Source organism: Emticicia sp. W12TSBA100-4 (assembly GCF_040253585.1).
Taxonomy (GTDB): Bacteria; Bacteroidota; Bacteroidia; order Cytophagales; family Spirosomataceae; genus Emticicia.
This window is the reverse complement of sequence record NZ_JBELAU010000022.1, coordinates 12058-32218: the sequence shown is the minus strand read 5'-3', so window position 1 is coordinate 32218 and position 20161 is coordinate 12058. Positions and strand designations below refer to the sequence as shown.

At 36.4% G+C, this 20161-nt stretch carries 16 protein-coding genes; 11 read left to right on the top strand and 5 right to left on the bottom strand.

The annotated features are described in order from the left end of the window. Positions 1-215: 215 nt before the first annotated feature. The 4 genes from ABR854_RS24025 (at position 216) to ABR854_RS24010 (ending at position 7082) form a co-directional block, all read left to right on the top strand. Positions 216-2060 (top strand): sensor histidine kinase, encoded by a 1845-nt coding sequence (locus ABR854_RS24025; protein WP_350268402.1) that lies wholly within the window; start codon positions 216-218, stop codon positions 2058-2060. A gap of 15 nt (positions 2061-2075) precedes the next feature. Next, positions 2076-2699, top strand: coding sequence for a response regulator (locus ABR854_RS24020; RefSeq protein ID WP_350268401.1), 624 nt, complete (start codon positions 2076-2078; stop codon positions 2697-2699). A 122-nt stretch (positions 2700-2821) separates the two neighbouring features. Next, a complete protein-coding gene (locus ABR854_RS24015; protein WP_350268400.1) occupies positions 2822-4030 on the top strand; it encodes an exonuclease SbcCD subunit D C-terminal domain-containing protein in 1209 nt (402 codons plus the stop codon). Beyond that, positions 4020-7082, top strand: a complete 3063-nt coding sequence (locus ABR854_RS24010; RefSeq protein ID WP_350268398.1) for an AAA family ATPase — start codon at positions 4020-4022, stop codon at positions 7080-7082. Before ABR854_RS24015 ends, ABR854_RS24010 begins: the two co-directional genes overlap by 11 nt. A gap of 66 nt (positions 7083-7148) precedes the next feature. On the opposite strand, the gene ABR854_RS24005 is transcribed toward ABR854_RS24010, so the two are convergent. After that, positions 7149-7448, bottom strand: a complete 300-nt coding sequence (locus ABR854_RS24005; RefSeq protein WP_350268397.1) for a thioredoxin family protein — start codon at positions 7446-7448, stop codon at positions 7149-7151. Positions 7449-7600: 152 nt separating this feature from the next. Here ABR854_RS24005 and ABR854_RS24000 point away from each other — a divergent pair, with 152 nt between their 5' ends. Next, complete coding sequence (locus ABR854_RS24000; protein ID WP_350268396.1) at positions 7601-8524, top strand: RluA family pseudouridine synthase; 924 nt, start codon at positions 7601-7603, stop codon at positions 8522-8524. A 145-nt stretch (positions 8525-8669) separates the two neighbouring features. After that, positions 8670-11474, top strand: a complete 2805-nt coding sequence (locus ABR854_RS23995; RefSeq protein WP_350268395.1) for an outer membrane beta-barrel protein — start codon at positions 8670-8672, stop codon at positions 11472-11474. Positions 11475-11478: 4 nt separating this feature from the next. Here ABR854_RS23995 and ABR854_RS23990 read toward each other — a convergent pair whose 3' ends face one another. Together ABR854_RS23990 and ABR854_RS23985 are read right to left on the bottom strand one after the other, a co-directional pair. Next, the gene (locus tag ABR854_RS23990) at positions 11479-12633 is read right to left on the bottom strand and encodes a dipeptidase (protein ID WP_350268394.1); all 1155 of its coding nucleotides are present in this window, start codon (positions 12631-12633) and stop codon (positions 11479-11481) included. A gap of 166 nt (positions 12634-12799) precedes the next feature. Then, on the bottom strand, positions 12800-13102 hold the full coding sequence (locus ABR854_RS23985) for a DUF4286 family protein (RefSeq protein WP_350268393.1): 303 nt from the start codon (positions 13100-13102) through the stop codon (positions 12800-12802). Between the two features lie 201 nt (positions 13103-13303). On the opposite strand from ABR854_RS23985, the gene ABR854_RS23980 reads away from it, so the two are divergent. Beyond that, positions 13304-15757, top strand: a complete 2454-nt coding sequence (locus tag ABR854_RS23980; RefSeq protein WP_350268392.1) for a YfhO family protein — start codon at positions 13304-13306, stop codon at positions 15755-15757. 65 nt (positions 15758-15822) lie between these two features. Continuing rightward, complete coding sequence (locus ABR854_RS23975; protein WP_350268391.1) at positions 15823-16704, top strand: hypothetical protein; 882 nt, start codon at positions 15823-15825, stop codon at positions 16702-16704. 97 nt (positions 16705-16801) lie between these two features. Here the strand turns inward: ABR854_RS23975 and ABR854_RS23970 are convergent, their stop codons facing one another. Continuing rightward, positions 16802-17620: an anti-sigma factor gene (locus ABR854_RS23970; RefSeq protein WP_350268390.1), complete on the bottom strand. Its 819-nt coding sequence runs from the start codon at positions 17618-17620 to the stop codon at positions 16802-16804. Positions 17621-17681: 61 nt separating this feature from the next. Next, on the bottom strand, positions 17682-18260 hold the full coding sequence (locus ABR854_RS23965; protein WP_350268389.1) for an RNA polymerase sigma factor: 579 nt from the start codon (positions 18258-18260) through the stop codon (positions 17682-17684). Positions 18261-18375: 115 nt separating this feature from the next. On the opposite strand from ABR854_RS23965, the gene ABR854_RS23960 reads away from it, so the two are divergent. The 3 genes from ABR854_RS23960 to ABR854_RS23950 all read left to right on the top strand — a co-directional run bounded on the left by ABR854_RS23960 (position 18376) and on the right by ABR854_RS23950 (position 20106). Beyond that, the gene (locus ABR854_RS23960; RefSeq protein WP_350268388.1) at positions 18376-18519 is read left to right on the top strand and encodes a hypothetical protein; all 144 of its coding nucleotides are present in this window, start codon (positions 18376-18378) and stop codon (positions 18517-18519) included. 84 nt (positions 18520-18603) lie between these two features. Next, the gene (locus ABR854_RS23955) at positions 18604-19644 is read left to right on the top strand and encodes an agmatine deiminase family protein (RefSeq protein WP_350268387.1); all 1041 of its coding nucleotides are present in this window, start codon (positions 18604-18606) and stop codon (positions 19642-19644) included. A 114-nt stretch (positions 19645-19758) separates the two neighbouring features. Then, positions 19759-20106 (top strand): avidin-fold protein, encoded by a 348-nt coding sequence (locus ABR854_RS23950; protein WP_350268386.1) that lies wholly within the window; start codon positions 19759-19761, stop codon positions 20104-20106. Positions 20107-20161: the final 55 nt, after the last annotated feature.

The window sequence follows — 20161 nt, the reverse complement described above, 5'->3', positions numbered from 1 at the left end:
AGTACCGAATAATAAAAATGTAAAAAAAACATTACTGAATCTTACTTTTATTCTTATTTTTGAGCTTTTACAAGAAGTAATATCAAATGTTTTTATTTTTTTAACTTAAAACAAATCCAATATGAGTTTATTCTCGTACATCCGTACTTTGTAAATTTTGGAGTAATAATTTGAAAATAGGCAAGCCTAAACAACTATATAACCAAACCAATATTTTGAATAGAATTATACTAAACTTTATACTTTTTTTGCTCTTATATTCGCAAATTTTAGTAGGGCAAAATATTAAAAAAGTACAATTTGATAAATGTTTTAAATATTTGTATCTATCGGGTGAAAATGAATATATAAAACTCCAAAAACAACTAACACTAACCGAACTTACTGATGATGCAAACACCAGTTCTTTGAAGTTTTCTCGCAACTTCAAGACTATGCGAGACAGTAGTATTTACTGTATAAAGATAGAAATGGAAAATACTGATAATGAAGATATTGAAGTAGTAATGCTCGTCGATGACCCACGCATTGATCACTTTAATTTTGTGATGTTTGAAGATGGAAAACCAGTTAAGACTTTTTCAAAATACATTCTTGATCCCCAAGTAAAAACTTTGGGCAATAATTTGATAAACGAGTTGCCTTTAAACCTAAAAGCCAAAACGAGTTATAAATTATACTTCCAGATAGATAATAAAATCTCGCTCAATAAGCTTAAACTTCCGCTTAAGTTTATTGCCAAATCATATTATCCTACACAACAATTTTGGGCAACATTATTTGAGAAAATTTATCTCGGAACATTATTTTTTATTGTAATATTTACCCTAATTTTTGTCGTTTTTTACCGCAAACGTATTTATTTTTCTTATTTATTATACCTATTAGGTTTGGTCCTATTTTACATTTGTGTCAATAATTTTACCGTTTACTTTTCAGATATTGATACATTTTTTAAAAATAATTGGATAGGGCTTACCCTTAGCTATTTTCTAATGATGATTGGTTATGTTCATTTTGCTGAAGAATTTCTGAATGTTTCCCAGTTTATCAAATCTGCTCACCTAAAACCTTTTCGCATATTAAAAAAAAGCTTTTATATCTACTATTTCATTTCATTCACCGCCTTGTGTTTTTTTAATTCGACCTTGGTTCAATTAGCATCTGTAGTGGTGTTCTTCATCAATCCATTAATACTATTGTATGTATGGTATTTTATATTCAAATCCATTCAAAATAAATTTAGACCCGCCTATCTTTTCGGATTTAGCTATTTACCTATTTTCTTAGTGGCTTTTTTTCTTGACCCACTTGGTACTTCTGGCCTCATTGGTGGCAATATCAACGCCATTTTTTATAGCTCGCACGTACTTGAATTGTTTACACTATCAATCGCCATCATTTATAGGTTTAGATTGATTGAAACTGAAAAAAACGACCTGAATATTGTCGTGCTAAAACAAAAAGAAAATTTACTAAATGTTGAATTGAAAGCACAAGAAACGGAGCGTGAAAGGCTAGCAAAAGACCTGCATGATGATTTGGGCGGAACACTTACAGCTATCAGAAATTCGATTGTTACAAAAAATAACGAAGTGCAACTACTGCCACTAATTGACCGTGCAATTATTGATTTGAGAAATGTTTCAAAAAATTTGCTGCCACTCAATCTGTCAAGGAATGGCCTATTAAAGGCTGTTCAACAAAATATAAATTACCTTCAAATTACATCGAATATCGAATTTGACTTTATTACATTCGGTGATGAAAAACGACTGAATGAAGAGCAAGAATTACATACCTATCGAATAATTGCAGAATTGTTAAACAATATAGCTAAACACTCTGTAGCTACAAAAGCTACAATGCAGATATTATATTATGATGATTATGCCCATATTTCGATAGAAGACAATGGTGTAGGTATTGATAAACATAAAAATAGTCAAGGAATTGGTTTATTGAATATCCAATCTCGCATTGAGTTTTTAAAATCTAACCTCATCATAGACACTAACGAAAATGGTACACTAATTACTTTTGATGTGTATTATTCATGAACCTGACTCAACTGAATGAAGCCTAAGATTATTATTGCCGATGACCACATACTTGTAAATGATGGAGTAAAGTATTTATTGTCAGTCGACTATGATATTATTGCACAAGTAACCGACGGAGCAAATGTAATGGAAGCCTTGCAGCGTTCAACACCGAATGTTATTTTATTGGATATAAATTTGCCCAATAAAAATGGTTTTAAAATAGCCGAAGAGATAAAACGAAGTTTTTCGACCGTAAAGATTGTCTTTTTATCTATGTATAGTGAGGCGAGTTTTATCGAAAGAGCTAAACTTACAGAAGTACATGGTTATATGCTTAAACATTCGACCAAAGAAGAACTTATTGTGTGTATCAATGCAGTATTGGACAATAAAATTTATTATGACCCAAAACTCGAAGAACCTGTCATCAATCTACACCAAAAAGATATTTTTGTCAAGCAGTTCGCTGTTTCTCCAAGAGAATTAGATGTCATCAATCTGATCTGTAAAGGGTTAAATTCGCAAGAAATTGCTCAGAAGCTATCAGTTAGCATCGAAACCGTAAAAACTCATCGAAAAAATATCTATTTCAAACTCGGCGTAACGAGTGTCTTTGAATTGGTTGAATTTGTTGATAAGAATAGTTTGTCGTAGCACGCTATTTTGACAAAAATCATAAATAAATGGCATATCTCGAAAGGATATGCCATTTTTGTTATTAAATAGCATTCAAAATAAAACTGTGGTCAGTGGACTGTTGTCTATGGACTAAATATATGAAAATACTACATACCGCCGATTGGCATTTGGGCAAAAAACTGCATAAACACGACCTCTCAAAAGACCATCAGATGTTTTTGGATTGGTTGATAAACCTCATTCAAGAACAAAATATTGATTTACTGCTCATTTCAGGTGATATTTTTGATTTGGCAAATCCACCTATCGAAGCAAGGGCAATGTATTATTGGTTTTTACGCCAAATGATTCAACTTAAATGTAAAATCATTATCACAGGCGGGAATCACGACTCGGCTCAGATGCTCGATGCACCCCGTGAAATTTTGCAATTGCTTGATATAAAAGTCGTTGGAGGTGCAACAAATCCAATCGAAAACGAAATTGTGGTGCTTGAAAACCTCGTTGTGTGTGCCGTTCCGTATTTGCGTGATGCTGATTTACGCCAAGCAATCGAAGGCGAAAGTGGTACTTCGAGAATCGAAAACGTAAGATTAGGCATCAAAAAACATTATGATACTTTAGCCGAAATCTGTCAAGAAAAATATCCAAATCTGCCCAAGGTTGCGATGGGGCATTTATACGCTCATGGTGCGAGTACTTCTGACTCCGAGCGAGAAATTCAGATTGGTAATGAAGCTGGAATAGACAGTGATTGTTTCTCAAAAACCTTTGATTACGTAGCATTGGGGCATATTCATCGCCCGCAAATCATTGGCGGAAACGAGCGAATTCGTTATTCTGGCTCACCGATTCCATTGAGTTTTAGTGAGAAAAACGACCAAAAAATCGTGCTAACTCTTGAACTTTCCGAAAGTAAAATTCAAGAAATAAAGACCATTGAAATACCAAAATTTAGAGAATTAAAACGTATTTCGGGAACGCTTGAAGAAGTGAAAGCTAAATTGCTGACATTTCATAGTGAAACTCCACTAAAGTCATTTATTGAAATTGAAGTAATCGAAGATAATTATAATCCATTGATTAATAAGGAATTGAATGATATAATTAGTGTTTATGATGATGAGAATACCGTTGTTTTGAAGCATAGATTTTCATTCAAAAACGAAATAAAAAGCAGCGAAGAATTATTTGTGGAAGGAGAAAATTTGGAAGATATTTCGGAGAAATCAATGCTACAAAAACGCCTTGAAAAAGAAAATACGCTTTCTGACGAACACCGAACTTTGATGATGGAAGCCTTCACCGAATTATTACTAATGGTTGAGCAAGACGATGAAAATTAATAAAATACACCTTAAAAATATCAATTCATTCAAGGATAAACATGAAATTGATTTTACAACTAATCCATTACTGTCAGCAGGGCTTTTTGCCATCGTTGGGCCAACGGGTGCTGGAAAATCTACGTTGTTAGATGCCATTACGCTCGCACTTTTCAACCAAATTCCGAGATTCGATAAAAAAATATCAAAAGATTTTGTGGCTTCGGCTGGCTCGATTCTTACCAGAGGAGAGCGAGACTGTTTCGTTGAAGTTGAATATTCGTGTAAATCGGGCAATTTTGTATCGAAATGGTGGATTGAAATGAACCGTAATCAAAACCTCAATGATTATGGTATGGAAATAACCGATTTGCAAACGGGGCAACTGCTACCACTCAAAAAAAGCGAAGTTCCGAAGCGAAACGAAGAATTAATCGGGCTTTCTTACGACCAATTTATCAAGTCGATTTTGCTTTCGCAGGGGGAGTTTGCCAAGTTTCTAAAATCAGGAAAAGACGAACGAGGAAAACTACTCGAAGACATAACAGGTACACAGATTTACCGAAAATTGGGAAAAAAAGCCTTTGAAATTGCAAAAGAAAAAGGGCAAACCCTCAAGGATTTACGCATCAATATTGACACCGAAAAACGTAAACTCAGCACACCCGAACAAGAACAAATTTGGCTCGACCGTAAAGCGGAAATTGAAAAAATACTCCAAGATTTAGACGCTCAGTTACAGGTCTTTAAAACAAAAATTGAACTCAAGAATCAGATTCTAAATTTTCAGAAAAACATTGCCGAAAAAAGCGAACGACAAGCCAAAGAACAACAACATTTAAACGATTTTGAGAGTTTTGAAGCAAAAAAGCTGCAAAACCATGAAAAAGCCGAACCCTTTCAGTCGCTTATTTTGCAGCTCGAAAGCCAACAAAAAGCACTTCAAAACTTACAAGAACGCTTGACAAGTGAAGAGGAAAGTTTGGAAAAAAATACAAGCTTGCTCAATAGAATTTTAATTAAAATTGGTGAATTAACCAAAGAACAAAACACGCTTACTCTTGAAAATGCCCTCGAAATTCTACAAAATTTCCGAGAAAAATTAACTCAACTTGAAAATCAAAGAGGCGTAAAAGAAGCAGCAAAAAAAGCCAATGAGGCTCAGATTGAGGAATTAATTAATAAAATTTCCGAAAAATCGCTCAATTTTGATGCCCGACAGATTAATGAAGAGGTAATAGAGAGCATCAAAAATGTAGGTGTTATGTATAAAACTACGCTTGATGAAACCTTTAAAATTGCCCAAATCAATGCTTTGGATGAAGTTTCAGCTAAAAGAGAAACTTTGGCTGAAGAGCATCGAAACTACACAGCTTTGAAGCAACATGTTTGGGAGTACGTAAAGATAAATAATGATTTAAAGAAAGAACAGGAACAAGAAAAACAGCAAAACGTATTTATTGCTACACAAAAGCCAGAGCTTGAAAAAGTACAAAAAATAATTGCCGAAATTGGTCAAAAAATTAAGCAACTTGAAACTGAAAAAGAGACACTCGGTAAGTCATATAATTTTGAAAAAGACCGCCAAACTTTACTCAAGAAAGACGAGCCTTGTCCACTTTGTGGATCGCTCGAACACCCATTTTTGAGCCATTATGCCAATAATTATGTAGAGATTGACTTGAAACTCAACGAAGCAAAAAAAGAAGAAAAAACCTTTAACGAAACCTCGCAAAACCTTAATACAAAACTGGCCTCAGCCGATAGTTTATTAAAAAATTCGATAGCTAAAATAACAACTTTCAGTGAGCAAATTTCGGGCATAAAAATAAAAATTGAAGAGAAAAAGCAAGACTTAAAACTTGAAAAAGTAGGAGGAAATACCGATATTATTGATGCTCAAATCAAGGCAATCGAAGCACAGCAAAATGCCTTAAATGGCATTGAGGGTAAAATGCAAAAACGAGAAGATTTACGAAGTTTATATAATCTTTGTTCAAGTACTAAAATACTTCAAAAAGAGTTTAATTTATTGACTGTCAGTATCAAAGAGTTATACAATGGTTTAAATTTTGAGAAAGAATATAATGATATTCAGACTTCGTTCGTAAAAACCCAAGCCAATATTCAGTCTTCTTCCAAAATCATTAAAGACCTTAAAGATGAACTTTCGCCTAAGCAAAAAGCGTTTGAAGCCGAGAAAGTTAATCTTGAAAATCAAGTAAAACTCATCGGTTTTGAAGATTTGAAGACTTGCCAAACAGCCATCTTGAATAGCGAAACTGCAAAAGCTTTAAGAGACAAAAAACAAGCGTTACTTCTGGCTATTCAAACCTTGATTGAACAAATAAAAGATCATCAATGTGAGTTGGATAAATTGCAAGAAAAAGATGATAAAAATATAGATTTGGCGACTTTGCTGTCGCTGCAAAACGAAACAAATGCGAAGCAAGAAACAACAAGAAAAGAACAAGTAGAAATATCAGTAAATCTGGCCACTCAAACCCAAACAAAAGCAGCGATTGAGCAATTACAGACAAAATTGCAAAACTTAGAAAAAGACAATTTGAAGTGGGAGTTGTTGGATAAATATATTGGTAATGCCGATGGCAAAAAATTTGCTACTTTCGCACAAGGATTGACTCTGTCGAGATTAATGGCTTTGGCGAATCGCCGTTTGATAGATTTATCAGATAGGTATTTGCTTGATAAGCCAGGCGAACACGATGAAGACGAATTGATGATTGTAGACCAATATATGGGTAGCGAACGCCGCTCCGTAAAAACCCTTTCGGGTGGCGAAACCTTCATGATTAGCTTGTCGCTTGCTTTGGCTTTATCTGATTTAGCCTCGAAAAATATCAAACTTGATAGTTTATTTATTGATGAAGGATTCGGAACACTCGACCCCGAAACGCTTGATTTGGCATTGAACACCCTTGAAAAATTGCAACAGGAAGCCCAAAAGAATATCGGAATTATTTCGCACGTAGAGTCAATAAAGGAACGAATAGCAACCCAAATTCGCCTCGAACGTAATAATCGAGGTTTTAGTCATATTATTATTAAGTAAAACTAAAAATGTGGCACACCTGTTATCAGCGATAAACGGGTGTGCCACATTTTTTATCTATCTTATTTACAAAGCTCTATTAACGGCTCTCACAACTTCGGGAACAGAAATAAGTCCTGTGTGTCGCCATAATTGTTTACTATTTTGAAACAAAATGAGCGTAGGCACGGCATCAATTTTATATTTTTTGCGGAGGGCAGTATTTTTATCAACGTCGATTTTCATTATCGTAATATCTTCGTCGAGTTCTTCGGCCAGTTGATTGAGCATCGCATCAATTTTGCGACAAGGTTTGCACCATTCGGCCGAGAAATCTATCAAAACGGGTTCGTCCGAACCCACCAATTCTTCAAAAGTACCAGTCATTGCATTAAATAGTTTTACTGAATTTATATTACGTTTTTTCTTGGGTTTTGGTTCTGTGCGTGCATCATAAATGATTGATAATGCCTTTTTACCGAAATTTTAAGGGAATTTCTACCTACCTTTGAGTAAATATTTAGAGAATAAGAGTAGAAATGAGACAGCAAGATAGGAAATTTAAGCCAGCAAATATTGTAAAACCAGTAAAAGCAGAAACTACCCAATTTAAAGTAACCGAAGAAACCGAACTTTTGGTGTTTTTGTTAGCCAAAATCACGAGTAGAAGCCGAAACGATGTAAAGGTTTTGCTGCGTGATAAACAAATATATGTTGATGGTCAGCCAATTACTCAGTTTAATCATCCGCTAAAGCCCGAACAAGTGGTTGAGGTAAAATGGAGAAAAGCTCCCGAAGAAGCAAGGTATCGTGGACTTAATATTGTTTTTGAAGATCAATATTTGATAGTTATCGAAAAACAGGCAGGTGTACTTTCGATTGCCACCGAAAAACAAAAAGATAATACGGCGTATAGTATTTTGAGCGGGCATGTAAAAAAGCAAGACCCTCGTAATAGAATTTTTGTGGTGCATCGCCTTGACCGAGAAACATCTGGTTTGATGATGTTTGCCAAGAGTGAAAAAATACAAAAACTTCTACAAGAATCATGGAATGCGACTATCGAAGAACGAACATATTTGGCCATTGTTGAGGGTTATGTAGAGAAAAAGCAAGACACAATTACTTCATATTTAGTCGAAAGCAAGGCTTTGATTGTTTATTCGAGCAAAAATCCCGAAGTAGGGCAGAAGGCCATCACGCATTATGAGGTTTTGAAAAGTAATAAAAACTTTTCGTTGCTAAAAGTAAATCTCGAAACTGGTCGTAAAAATCAAATTAGGGTGCATGCCAAAGACCTCGGTCATTCGGTGGTTGGCGACGAAAAATACGGAGCAAAAACTGACCCTATCAAGCGTCTCGGCCTTCATGCGTGGGTGTTGGCTTTCAAACACCCGATTACAGGTAAAGATTTGCGTTTCGAGACCGAAATACCAAGCAAGTTTATTAATCTGTTTAACTAAAGTTTGCTTTTGACGAATCATCTGCTTTTTTGGTCTGCTAAAAATGCTTAATTGACGTTTTCTGTAAATCGGTCGAATATTTCAAACATTTTGGTGCTTATATTTGTAAAATACATCTCAAAACTATCATCAATACGCCAATTTCATGAGAAAAACACTATTCTTATGCTTCTTGTTTTTTTCGTTTTTGGCATCTGCACAACATAGAATCTCGATTAGAGGCAGTATCGTTGACGAAGGAAATCAGGCGATGCCTTTTGCTACTGTGAGTATTTTAAACCCAAAAGATTCGAGCAATGTTAGCAATCAATTTTCAAAAGAAGATGGTAGTTTTGAATTTCAGAATTTGCTTCCCAAAAATTATCTCATTAAAGTTTCAGTGGTTGGGTATGATGCTGTTTTTCAGTCAGTTAACTTTGATAATCAAGAGTTAATTGATTTAGGGAAAGTAATAGTTAGAAGTGCAGATAATATCTTGAATGAGGTTGTAGTAAAAGGAAACAAAGAGCCAGTAGCCGTAAAAAAAGACACGCTCGAATTTGATGCGGGTGTGCTAAAACCTCAGCAGAACGATAATCTCGAAGATTTATTAAAGAAAGTTCCAGCTCTTGAAATCGACGAAAATGGAGGCATAAAAACCCAAAATAAAGTCATCAAAAAGATTTACATTGATGGCAAAGAGTTTTTCGGAAACGACCCACAGCTTGCCCTCAAAAACCTTCCTGCCGAGTCGATAGAAAAAATACAAGTAGTAGAAAAGAAGACCGAACAAGCAGAATTTTCGGGTGTTGATGATGGTGAGCGAGAAATGGTAATCAATGTTACGCTCAAAAATACCCACAAAAAAGGCACTTTTGGTTTCGCATCAGTGGCGGGTATGCCAGCCATAGGTGGGTCTAATACTTACTATAATGCCAAAACTTCTGTCAATCGTTTTAGCCCAAGTGAGCAGTTTTCGGTCATTGGTTTGTTCAATAACCTTAACCAGCAAGGTTTTACACCCCAAGATGCCGCTAATTTTTCTGGGTTAAATGCTCAGTCAAATCGTGGTGGCGGAGGTGGTGGTTCGGGCAATGTCAATTTGCCAATTGTGGTAGGCAAACGCCCTGGAATCATTTCTACCGAAGGTACAGGTTTGAATTATAATAATCAGTATGGTAAAAAATCTTCCTTACAAAGCAGTTATTTCTTTAATGCGAGCCATACCGATTTGGTCAGAAATTTGTTCAGACAGAGTTTTCTTCCCGCTAAGACCATCAATACCGACCAAAATACGACGCAAAACAGAGATAATCAAAATCACCGACTCAATGCAACTTTAAGACATGAATTTAATGACCGAAATTTATTGAAATTCACCACTGCCCTCAACACCGTTGAAGGTGATGCCATGACGAGAAGTCTTTCAAAAATTAGTACATTTACTGAAGGCGATACCGTAGAAAATAATTCAAACCGCAATGTACGAAATCACTCGCAGGGCATTAGTTTTAATAATAACCTTTTGCTTCGTCATCGTTTTGCCTTGCCTCGTAGAACTATCAGTTTAAATGCAGTTTTCAATCTAAATAACGATAAAAACAGTGATTCCACCAATACTTTGAACCAAAATCAAGTAAACGGAACTATCGTTGAGCGAATTATCAGGCAAGAAAATAATCGACGAACTTCTCAACAAAACCAACGAATCCAGTTGGCATTTACTGAGCCACTCGCCAAAAATATGACGCTCGAAGGCAATTATGCGTACCAACAAAATGTAAATCGTTCAAACTTTGATGTTTGGGATATTGTGAGTGATAATCGAGTACCAAATGCTACTTTGAGCAATGCTTACAGTAGTAATTTCAATTTCCAGCAGATGGGTTTTAAGGTCAATAGCGAAACCAAAGAAAAAACATTTATGGTGGGAGCTTTCTTTCAAAAATCTGTTTTGCAGAGTGTTGTGAAACGTGGAACTGATAATGTTTTGGAGCGTACATTTCAGAATGTTTTACCTTCAATACGGTATTCATTCCGAAAAAATGCCGATAAAGAAAAAGCCACTAAAGCAAAGCCTAATGCAAAGAACAAAAGCATTACATTTGAATATAATACGGCCGTGAATGAGCCTTCAGTGCGAGATTTACAACCAATTACAGTCAATAACAACCCACAGAATATTTTCTTGGGCAACCCCGATTTGAAGCCAGAATATGTGCATCGAGTGATTATCAACGAAAATACTTTTAATCCAAAAACTTTTACTAATATTGGCGTAAATGGAAATCTGAACTATACCCAAAATGCCATCGGGTATGCTCAAACGGTTAGTGAAACACTCGTACGCACGACTCAGCCCATAAATTTACCTTATCGTTGGAATGCCAATTTAGGGTTTTACTATAATTTTTCGGTAGGGAAGCAAAAGAATAAACTACGCTTTTCAATTAGTCCACGGTATTTGGTTTCTCAAGGAAATAGTATGGTTAATGGTGTAAATAACCTCAATACGCAAAACCAGTACCGTGGGGATTTCAAGATTACTTATCTGACCGATAAAATAAACTTTGTTTTCACTACTAATTACCAAAAATCATTTGTTGATTACTCGGTCAATAAAGAGTTTAATCAGACTTTTTCGGTCTTTAAAAACATCACTGATTTCCGTTGGAAAATTACAAAGGAATTTACGTTTGCAACCGATTTTGATTATACCTATTACCAAAGTTCGAGGTTATCGAATAATCTTCGACCAATTCCTATTCTCAATGTGGCAGTTAAGCATCTTTTCTTGAAAAATAATCGAGGCGAATTAATGCTTTCTGCACAAGATATATTCAAGCGGAATGTGTATCTTTCTCAACGCTCAGACGAAAACTTCTTTGAAATAGACCGCTCAAATGCCATCAGTAGGTATTTTTTGCTGACTTTTACTTACACAGTTAGAAACCAAGGAGGTAAGAAGTAATAAATCAATCAGGTAAGTTTCGTAGGAAAAAATCTCGGATATTTCCGCCCATTATTTTCTCAATTTCGGGTCTCGTGAAGTTGTATTTTTCTAACGCCTCCACAATTTCTGGCAAGCCCGTTACATCGAAGTGTGTGCCGATTGCTCCATCAAAATCAGAACCTAAGGCCACTTTATCAACCCCAATTTTATCGGCAACGTATCTGATACTTTTGGCAGTTGCGGCGGCATCAGTACCACACACGGCTGTTTCCCAAAGGCCAATTCCGATGAGGCCATTGTGCTTGCCAATTTCAATAATTTGTGCATCAGTCAAATTTCGATTATTATCACAAACGCCTTTTACGCCTGTGTGCGAAACCACCACTGGGCCGTTGTGGTATTTCAATACATCACTAATGGTTTTCTGTGAAGCGTGAGCCAAATCAATCATAATGTGTGCATCTGCCATTTTCTTGATTAATTGTTTTCCTTTTTCGGTCAAACCTTCTTTTTTGATACCGTGAGCCGAACCAGCCCATTCGTTATCGAAAAAGTGCGTAAGACCAATATAGCGAACACCTGCTTTGCCAAACTCTTCTAAATTATTCAAATCATTTTCAAGGCAATGAGCTCCTTCAATGCCCAACATTCCTGCCGTAATTGAGTGATTATTTTGACGGTCGGAGATGTATTTTTGGAGGTCTTTTTTTGTTTTAATTACTCGAAATTTTCCATCAGAGCTTTTAGCAAAACCGTGCAGAGCTTCGCATTGGTGTAAAGCACGGGTTTTGATACTAAACCAATCGGCTGGATTTCTTAACTGGGCAAAACTCAGTAATGCTACTTGGTCAGTGTGGTCGTCGTTGTTTTCGATGTTGATTCCTCTTGGCGTTTTGCTTACAATTGAAAAAACTTGCATCGCCATATTTCCCTCAATCATGCGAGGTAGGTCAACATGCCCGTGGTCGTTTTTTTTGAGGAAATTTCTATCCCAAAGTAAAGCATCACAGTGCAAATCGGCAATAAACGGAATCGAATCATAATATTTTTGCTTCGGAAACGGAGGTTTTTTACTCACAACATTCATTGATTTATCAATCATTTGTGGAACAAAACCAAAAAATATGATTGCAGCAACGGCAAGAACTACGAGGAAGATTTTGATGGCTTTTTTCATGCTTGGTTTAGGGTTGGTTATTTGTTATCGGAAAACTGCGGGGCCGCCCGTGCGGTTATTGGTGTAAAAGCTATTTTATAAAAGTAATATTATTCTGATGTAGAATAAAAAGAAGCTCATATTTTTTCAACCAATGCCCAGTAACAAATAACCAATTTTCGAGTAACTAAACTTCTTGAAGCAAAGTAGTAAATTCAACGAGTTTTCCTCTGAAAAGCATTTGGTATCTATCCGAGATTCGTTCACGGTGCTGCATTTCAAACTGCATAAAATCTTCCATACTTTTGAAATGAAATTGAAACGCATACGTTTTATCTTCGTTCTCTTTTTCGTTGAGAAGTTTCATTACTTTAATGTCTTTAGGAAGTTTGGTTTCTAAGGCAACTGGTATAAAATTTGTTTTCATCCATTTAAGCCATTGTTCGCTGATTCGACTTTCGACATTAAATGTGATATTAAATATTAGCATTTCGAGGTTCGTTTTATTGATACTGGTGCAAAGTTCGCAAAGATTTTTGGTCTTGTGTCGTCTTAAATTAATTTTCTTTGCGTTCTTTGTAGTTTCGTAGCACAATTCTCCGAATTGTGACGCACACTTATTGTCATCTGTGGAGACGCAGACAATTACCGTCAAAAATCAAAAAACTTTAAAATATTTATTTTCAAAGCAATGTTCAAAAAATACATTCCTCATCTCATTGCAGTTGTTGGTTTTGTGGTTGTTAGCTTTATGTATGCTTCACCACTATTGCAAGGTAAAAGATTGGCCATGCACGATACTCAAATGGCTGCTGCATCGGCAAAAGAAATTAATGACTTTTATAAACAAACTGGAGAATGGGCTTGGTGGACAAACTCGATGTTTGGTGGTATGCCTGCCTATATGGTTGCGGGCGACTACGAAAACAGCCTTTCGACCAAAATAGGTTCGTTTTATATCAATCTTATTCCATCGCCAGCCAATGTACTTATACTGTTAATGCTGGGCTTTTTTGTGCTAATGCGAGTGCTGAAAGTCAATAATTGGCTTGCTTTTTTTGGTTCAGTGGCTTATGCTTTCAATTCCTATAACTTACTCTTTCTCGAAGCAGGGCACGTTTCCAAAATTATTGCTATTGCTTTTGCACCAGCGGTTTTGGCTTCGTTTATAGCAGTTTTTAGAGGAAGATACGTGCTTGGTATTGCCATGACGACTTTCTTTATGGCCATGGAAATGTATGCCAATCACCCACAAATTACTTATTATTTATTCTTCTTGCTCGGAATTTATGTGCTTTTTGAAAGTTATTTGCACGTGAAAAAAGGTAACTTTTCGGGACTTTTGAAAGCTTACGCCGTTGTATTGATTGGCTCAGCAATTGGACTCGGAACGCACAGTATGCACCTTTGGAATAACTTTGTTTACTCGAAAGAAACCACTCGTGGAAAATCAGAACTTACGCTCGGAAACCTCAATCAATCGGCTGATGGTTTAGGTCGTGACTATGCGTTTTCGTATAGCCCAGGCAAAATCGAAACGTTGACATTGCTGGCTCCAAACTTCGTTGGTGGCTCATCTGCTACAAATTTGGGAGAAAAATCAGAGACTTATAAAATGCTGATCGATAAAGGTGTGGATGCTTCTACGGCAGCTCAATTTAGTTCAAATTTACCATTATATTTTGGGCCACAAGCTTATGTTTCGGGAGCAAACTATTCGGGAATCATTATCCTATTTTTGTTTATTTTGGGTTTGATTTTAATCAAAGACGGACTTCGTTACGTGCTGATTCTGACCTCAATTTTATACTTGTTTATTTCGTGGGGAAGCAGTTTTAGCGGTTTCAATTTCTTCATGTTCGATTACTTCCCATATTACAATAAGTTTAGAGACAGTAAAATGATTGTTACGCTCATGCACTTGTGTTTTGTGCTTGGGGCGATGTTGGGCGTTAATAAAATCATTACCGACAAATTGAGTTTCAACGACCTCAAAAAGCCTTTGATGTATAGTCTGGGAAGTTTACTGTTACTAATTTTAGTAGGCTATTTCTCGCTTGATTTCCAATCTGCTCGTGATGCTGATATGCTCAAAAGCATGGCACAGGCAAACGGGCAAGAATTTGCTAATGCATTTTCTGCCTCGTTAATGGCTGACCGCCAATCGGTCGTTACGAGTGATTTACTACGCTCAGTTTTCTTGTTACTTATTTCTGCTGGATTAATTTGGGCTTTCTCTACGCAGAAAATAAAATCGACAGTTTTTGTAGCGGTTTTGGGCATTTTGGCTGCTTTTGACCTTGCTTTGGTTGATAAACGTTATTTCAATAATGATGATTTTCAGACCAAAACACGTGTAGCTGAAAGCTTCAATCCATCGCCTGCCGACGAGCAAATCATGCAAGACAAAGACCCGAATTTTAGGGTAGTTGATATGGCCACTAATCAAGGTTTTTTTGCTGATGCTACCGCTTCATATTTCCACAAATCAGTGGGTGGTTATCATGGTGCGAAATTGAAGCGAATTCAAGAGCTATACGATAATGCCATGACCAAAGATGGCAAGTATAATCTGCCGATTTTTAATATGCTGAATACGAAATATTTTATTACACCAGGGCAAGATGGAAATCCTGTGGCCCAACAAAATCCCGATGCTTTGGGCAATGCGTGGTTTGTGGGTGAAGTGAAAATCGTAAAAAATGCCGATGAAGAAATCAAAGCCGTAGGAAATTTCAATCCTCGTGCAGTGGCTTTCGTAGATGAGCGTTACAAACAATATTTAAGCAATACAAAACAAGATTCAACAGGAATAATTAAGCTCACTGATTACAAACCTAATCATTTGACTTACGAATCTAATTCTGCAACGAATCAAGTGGCTATTTTCTCTGAGATTTTCTATCGTGGAAATGAAGATTGGAAATCATACGTTGATGGTCAAGAAACACCGCATTTCCGTGCAAATTACGTGCTTCGTGCGATGACAGTTCCAGCAGGAAAACACAAAATCGAATTCAAATTTCAACCTAAATCAGTGATTGTAGGTGCAAAAATTGACTTGGTCGCATCTATTCTGATGGTGCTATTGGTTGTTGGGGCATTGGTAATGGAGTTTAGAAACAAGAAAAATAGCGAAGCTTAAAAATATGAACTTCCCGAAAGTGTAGAAATTACTTTCGGGAAGTTTTTTTGTAACAAAATAGAAAAATGTTTTTTGACTATTATATAAAAACGGGTGCTTTTTTTGAGAATTCGCTTCAATCGGTGGTTTCGGTGATGAAAGTAATATTACTCTCGAAACTCGGACTTCCAAAGTTTTCTAATCAAAAACCAAACGCTTCGATTTTAGGCAATGGACCATCACTCAATCAAGCTCTTGCCGATAATCTTGATTTTCTGAAAGAAACCGATATTTATTGCGTTAACCTTTTTGCTCTTTCAACGGTTTATGCTTCTCTAAAACCACAAAATTACGTTTTGCTCGACCCTGCTTTTTTTATGTTTAGCGAACAAAATGATGGCCGCCAAGACATAAAAAAGACTTTCGATGCCATTATTCAGCAAACCGATTGGCCAATGAGACTTTTTGTGCCTGCTCGTAGCAAAAATTCGTATATCGTTAAGAAACTCAAACAAGAACGTCCAAATATTCAAATTTGCTTTTTCAATTATACCATTGTAAGGGGCTTTCCTATTTTTCGACACTGGTTTTTTAAGCATAATTTAGGAATGCCTCAATGCCAAAATATCTTGGCTGCATCGCTTTACGTGGCTTTATTACAAGATTATAAAAATGTTTATCTTTTTGGTGCTGACCATTCGTGGCACGAAGAAATCAGGATTACGGAGCAGAATGAATTTGAGATGCGTCAAGTGCATTTTTATGATAATGCCAATAATGTTAAGCACGAAAAAGTAATTGATGTGCGGAATAATTCTCGGCCGAGGCTGCACGCTCAGTTTTTGTCACTACACAAGGTTTTTTATTCTTACGAAATCTTAGGAGCTTTTGCTAAATCAAGAAATATCAATGTCTTAAACGCCAGTAAGAAAACCTACATTGATGCCTTTGAGCGAGTGACGGTTTAGTGATTTCACAATAAAAAAAGAGAGATGAAAGCTTTAAAAACCTTCATCTCTTTTTTTTTATTGTAGTCACTGTTTGTTGACCACCGACTGTGGACTATTAAATTCCCATTACCATAATATCCGAAGTTGGAACTGGGCTACCGCCTTGTTTTTCGAGCGTTACGGCAAATGCTTTTGCAGGTGGTACTTTCTTTAATTCTTGTGTGTTATTCTTGATGTCAAACACTCCCGCATCCACAGGTTTATCATCAATAATCGCCCAAAGCTGATACTGCATTCCTGCTGGTGGAGTTGGCAGATTTCCTCTTACGACATATACTTTGTTGGTTTTCGTATCCCAAGCGAGCATAACTGTCGAGTTTTCTGCACCTTTTTGTCCGACTAATTTACTCATTTTTATCTGCGGGTCCATCAATAAATTAACCTCGCTCGACTGCATCATTCCTTCCTGAGATTTAATGTCTTTCTGAAGTTTGATATTCTCGTTTACCGCCAACGAAAGATTTGTTTTAGTCTCTTTCCATTGAGTTGCGAAATAGATATTTGCCAATAAACTACCCAGTAATGCTACCGAAGCTGCCACTCTCAAATAACTTCCGAAGAAGCCTGTCAATTTGGGAGCTTGTTGTTGGGTCAAATCAATCTCTTTTCCAGTATCAAAGTCTAATACTTTTGTCTGCTTTTCCTCCGACTCTGCCACAATTTGTTCCCAAATCTTACTTTGTAAATGTGCTGGAGGAGTTTGGGCGTTGGCAAAAGCATAGCTTTCTAAAGCATCTTCGATAGCTCGAAGCTCTAACTTTATTTCGGGATATTGCATAGCCAGTTGCTCAACCTCAGCGACCTCTTTCGCGGAAGCCAAGCCAAGCACGTAACTTTCTAATACCCCAGATGCTATGTATTCTTGAATATTCATTATTTTATTTATATGAGTGATACTCTTCACTCCAAAGTTCACTAAGTTTTATAATTAAGACTCAAAATAGGAAATTTACTATCAGCCACAGCCCACTTAGCATGGCTCTGAGGCTACCAACAGCAGCTTTTATTCTGGTTTTTACAGTTCCAAGCGGAATACCGTATTCTTCCGATACTTCTGCTTGCGTATAACCTTGATAATAGACTAACTCAATGAGCTGACGATACTCAGGTTTCAGATTGTCAACAACTTTTCTCAAACCAATCGAATCCACGTCCATCACAGTCTGATGTTCGGTATCTACTTGATAGATAATATTTTGCTCCATTGAAATATTCTGTGATGAATCTCGGAAATCAGCCGAGCGAACCCTGTCAATGCTCAGGTTTCGTGCAATATTCATCATCCACGTAAAGATGCTACCCTTCGAAGAATCATAATTGTCAATGTTTCGCCAAATCTTTAAAAAAGTATCTTGAAGCAAATCATTGGCATCGTCGTCTGACTGTACTATTTTATTAATTACACCAAACAACGCTCCTGAATAATTATTATACAGGATATTAAAGCCCTTCTGGTCTTTATTTTTCAATAAAGACACTAACTCTTCTTCTGCTATGCTAATTCGACGTGCCAAGCGATTTTCTTTAATTTAAGCTAAATAACTATTTTTTTTTGAAACATGTTTGCTTTTCAAGCATTTTCTAAAAAATAAATACTCAACCTGAGGTTTTAACGGTTAATATAAGAAATTGAAATACGTAAATTTTCTTTCTTGGTATTTGCATTCATTTACGGAAAATAATCCACTTTGGATTTTATCGGTTGAAACATTTAGTATTTTAGCTTTACCTTTGCAGGAAAATAATGATTTGTGGGTAGTTAGCAGTTTTTAATGGGCAGTTTTCAAAAAACGAAAAGTACTAAAACATAATACCTAAATACTGCAAACTGAAGATTTTAATATTGATAATTGAAAAATGACTCCAAAACAACAAGGTTTTTTCTTCCCTGCCGAATGGCACACGCATAGAGCAACATGGCTAAGTTTTCCGCAAAGTTCTGATTCTTGGGACTACGGCGACCGTTTAGAGCGAATTTATCCATCATACATGGCTTTCGTAAAGGCTATTTCTGAAAGTGAAAAAGTATGTATCAATGCCAAAGATGAAGCCCATCAGGCACTGATTTGGGATTTGATTGAAAAATATGAAATTGATAAAAATCAAATTGAAGTTCCGATTCACCCAAATAATGATTCTTGGTGTCGTGACCACGGCCCTGCGTTTTTGATAAACCCTGAAACAAAAGAACGAATGATTGTTGAATGGGGCTATAATGCTTGGGGCGGAAAATATCCACCGTATGATGATGATGACCAAATTCCTGTGAGAATAGCCAATTACTTGAATCTACCTTATGTGGTGCCAGGAATAATTATGGAAGGTGGTTCGGTAGAATTTAACGGCAAAGGCACGGTACTTACGAGCAAGTCTTGTTTATTAAACCCAAACAGAAATCCGCATTTGTCACAAGCCGAAATTGAAGACTATCTTCGTAATTACTACGGTGTAGAACAAGTTTTGTGGGTGACAGAAGGAATCGTAGGTGATGATACCGACGGACACATTGATGATACTACTCGTTTCATCAATGAAGATACTGTGCTGACGGTTGTCGAACCCGACGAAAACGATGAAAATTATCATCCTCTCAAACAAAACCTTGAAGATTTAAAAGCTATGCGTTTGCCAAATGGTAAACCATTAAATATCATTGAGTTACCAATGCCAGATGCCGTTTATGATAGCGGTGTAAGATTGCCTGCATCGTATGCTAATTTCTTGATAACCAATGGCTCAATAATAGTTCCGATTTACCGTTGCGATAAAGATGATATAGCCTTAGAAATCATTCAAAAATGCTTTCCAAACCATAAAGTTGTGGGCATCGATGCCACCGAAATCATTTGGGGATTGGGTAGTTTTCATTGCCTTTCGCAACAAGAACCAATCATCTAATTTGGAGTGAATTGAGCGATGATTGCTTCCAGTTCACTGTTATACAAAATTGTGGCATATAATTTTGTAGGAACGTCTAATTTGGACGTTCCTACAAGCAAAAAACAACAAAACATGAGCATAAACTACCACCAAAAAACCTTCAAATCAATCTCCAATACCGATAATGGAGAAGTGGGTGACCAAACGATTTTTTATTACCAACAGCAAGGCAACGTTGTGTGGGCAGAATATGGCGGAGGGGTAATCGTGAAAGGTTTTCTGGTGGCAAAAGTTATTGAAAATGATGTTTTAGATATGCGTTATGAACACATTAATTCAGCAGGAGAAATTATGACAGGGAAATGTTTTTCAGCCCCCGAAATCTTATCCGATGGACGCATCAGATTATACGAAAAATGGCAGTGGACAAGCGGAGATTTGTCTTCGGGCGAATCAATAATTGAAGAAATTATTCAATAATATCTCGTAAAAAGCAGAAATTTCGCTTAATTTTGATTTTTTAAAAACCTCTTGA

Coding starts and splice junctions, on each gene's coding strand:
- ABR854_RS24020 (WP_350268401.1), top strand. CDS start 2,076: ATGAAGCCTAAGATTATTATTGCCGATGACCACATACTTGTAAATGAT.
- ABR854_RS24015 (WP_350268400.1), top strand. CDS start 2,822: ATGAAAATACTACATACCGCCGATTGGCATTTGGGCAAAAAACTGCAT.
- ABR854_RS24010 (WP_350268398.1), top strand. CDS start 4,020: ATGAAAATTAATAAAATACACCTTAAAAATATCAATTCATTCAAGGAT.
- ABR854_RS24005 (WP_350268397.1), bottom strand. CDS start 7,448: ATGACTGGTACTTTTGAAGAATTGGTGGGTTCGGACGAACCCGTTTTG.
- ABR854_RS24000 (WP_350268396.1), top strand. CDS start 7,601: ATGAGACAGCAAGATAGGAAATTTAAGCCAGCAAATATTGTAAAACCA.
- ABR854_RS23995 (WP_350268395.1), top strand. CDS start 8,670: ATGAGAAAAACACTATTCTTATGCTTCTTGTTTTTTTCGTTTTTGGCA.
- ABR854_RS23990 (WP_350268394.1), bottom strand. CDS start 12,633: ATGAAAAAAGCCATCAAAATCTTCCTCGTAGTTCTTGCCGTTGCTGCA.
- ABR854_RS23985 (WP_350268393.1), bottom strand. CDS start 13,102: ATGCTAATATTTAATATCACATTTAATGTCGAAAGTCGAATCAGCGAA.
- ABR854_RS23980 (WP_350268392.1), top strand. CDS start 13,304: ATGTTCAAAAAATACATTCCTCATCTCATTGCAGTTGTTGGTTTTGTG.
- ABR854_RS23975 (WP_350268391.1), top strand. CDS start 15,823: ATGTTTTTTGACTATTATATAAAAACGGGTGCTTTTTTTGAGAATTCG.
- ABR854_RS23970 (WP_350268390.1), bottom strand. CDS start 17,620: ATGAATATTCAAGAATACATAGCATCTGGGGTATTAGAAAGTTACGTG.
- ABR854_RS23955 (WP_350268387.1), top strand. CDS start 18,604: ATGACTCCAAAACAACAAGGTTTTTTCTTCCCTGCCGAATGGCACACG.
- ABR854_RS23950 (WP_350268386.1), top strand. CDS start 19,759: ATGAGCATAAACTACCACCAAAAAACCTTCAAATCAATCTCCAATACC.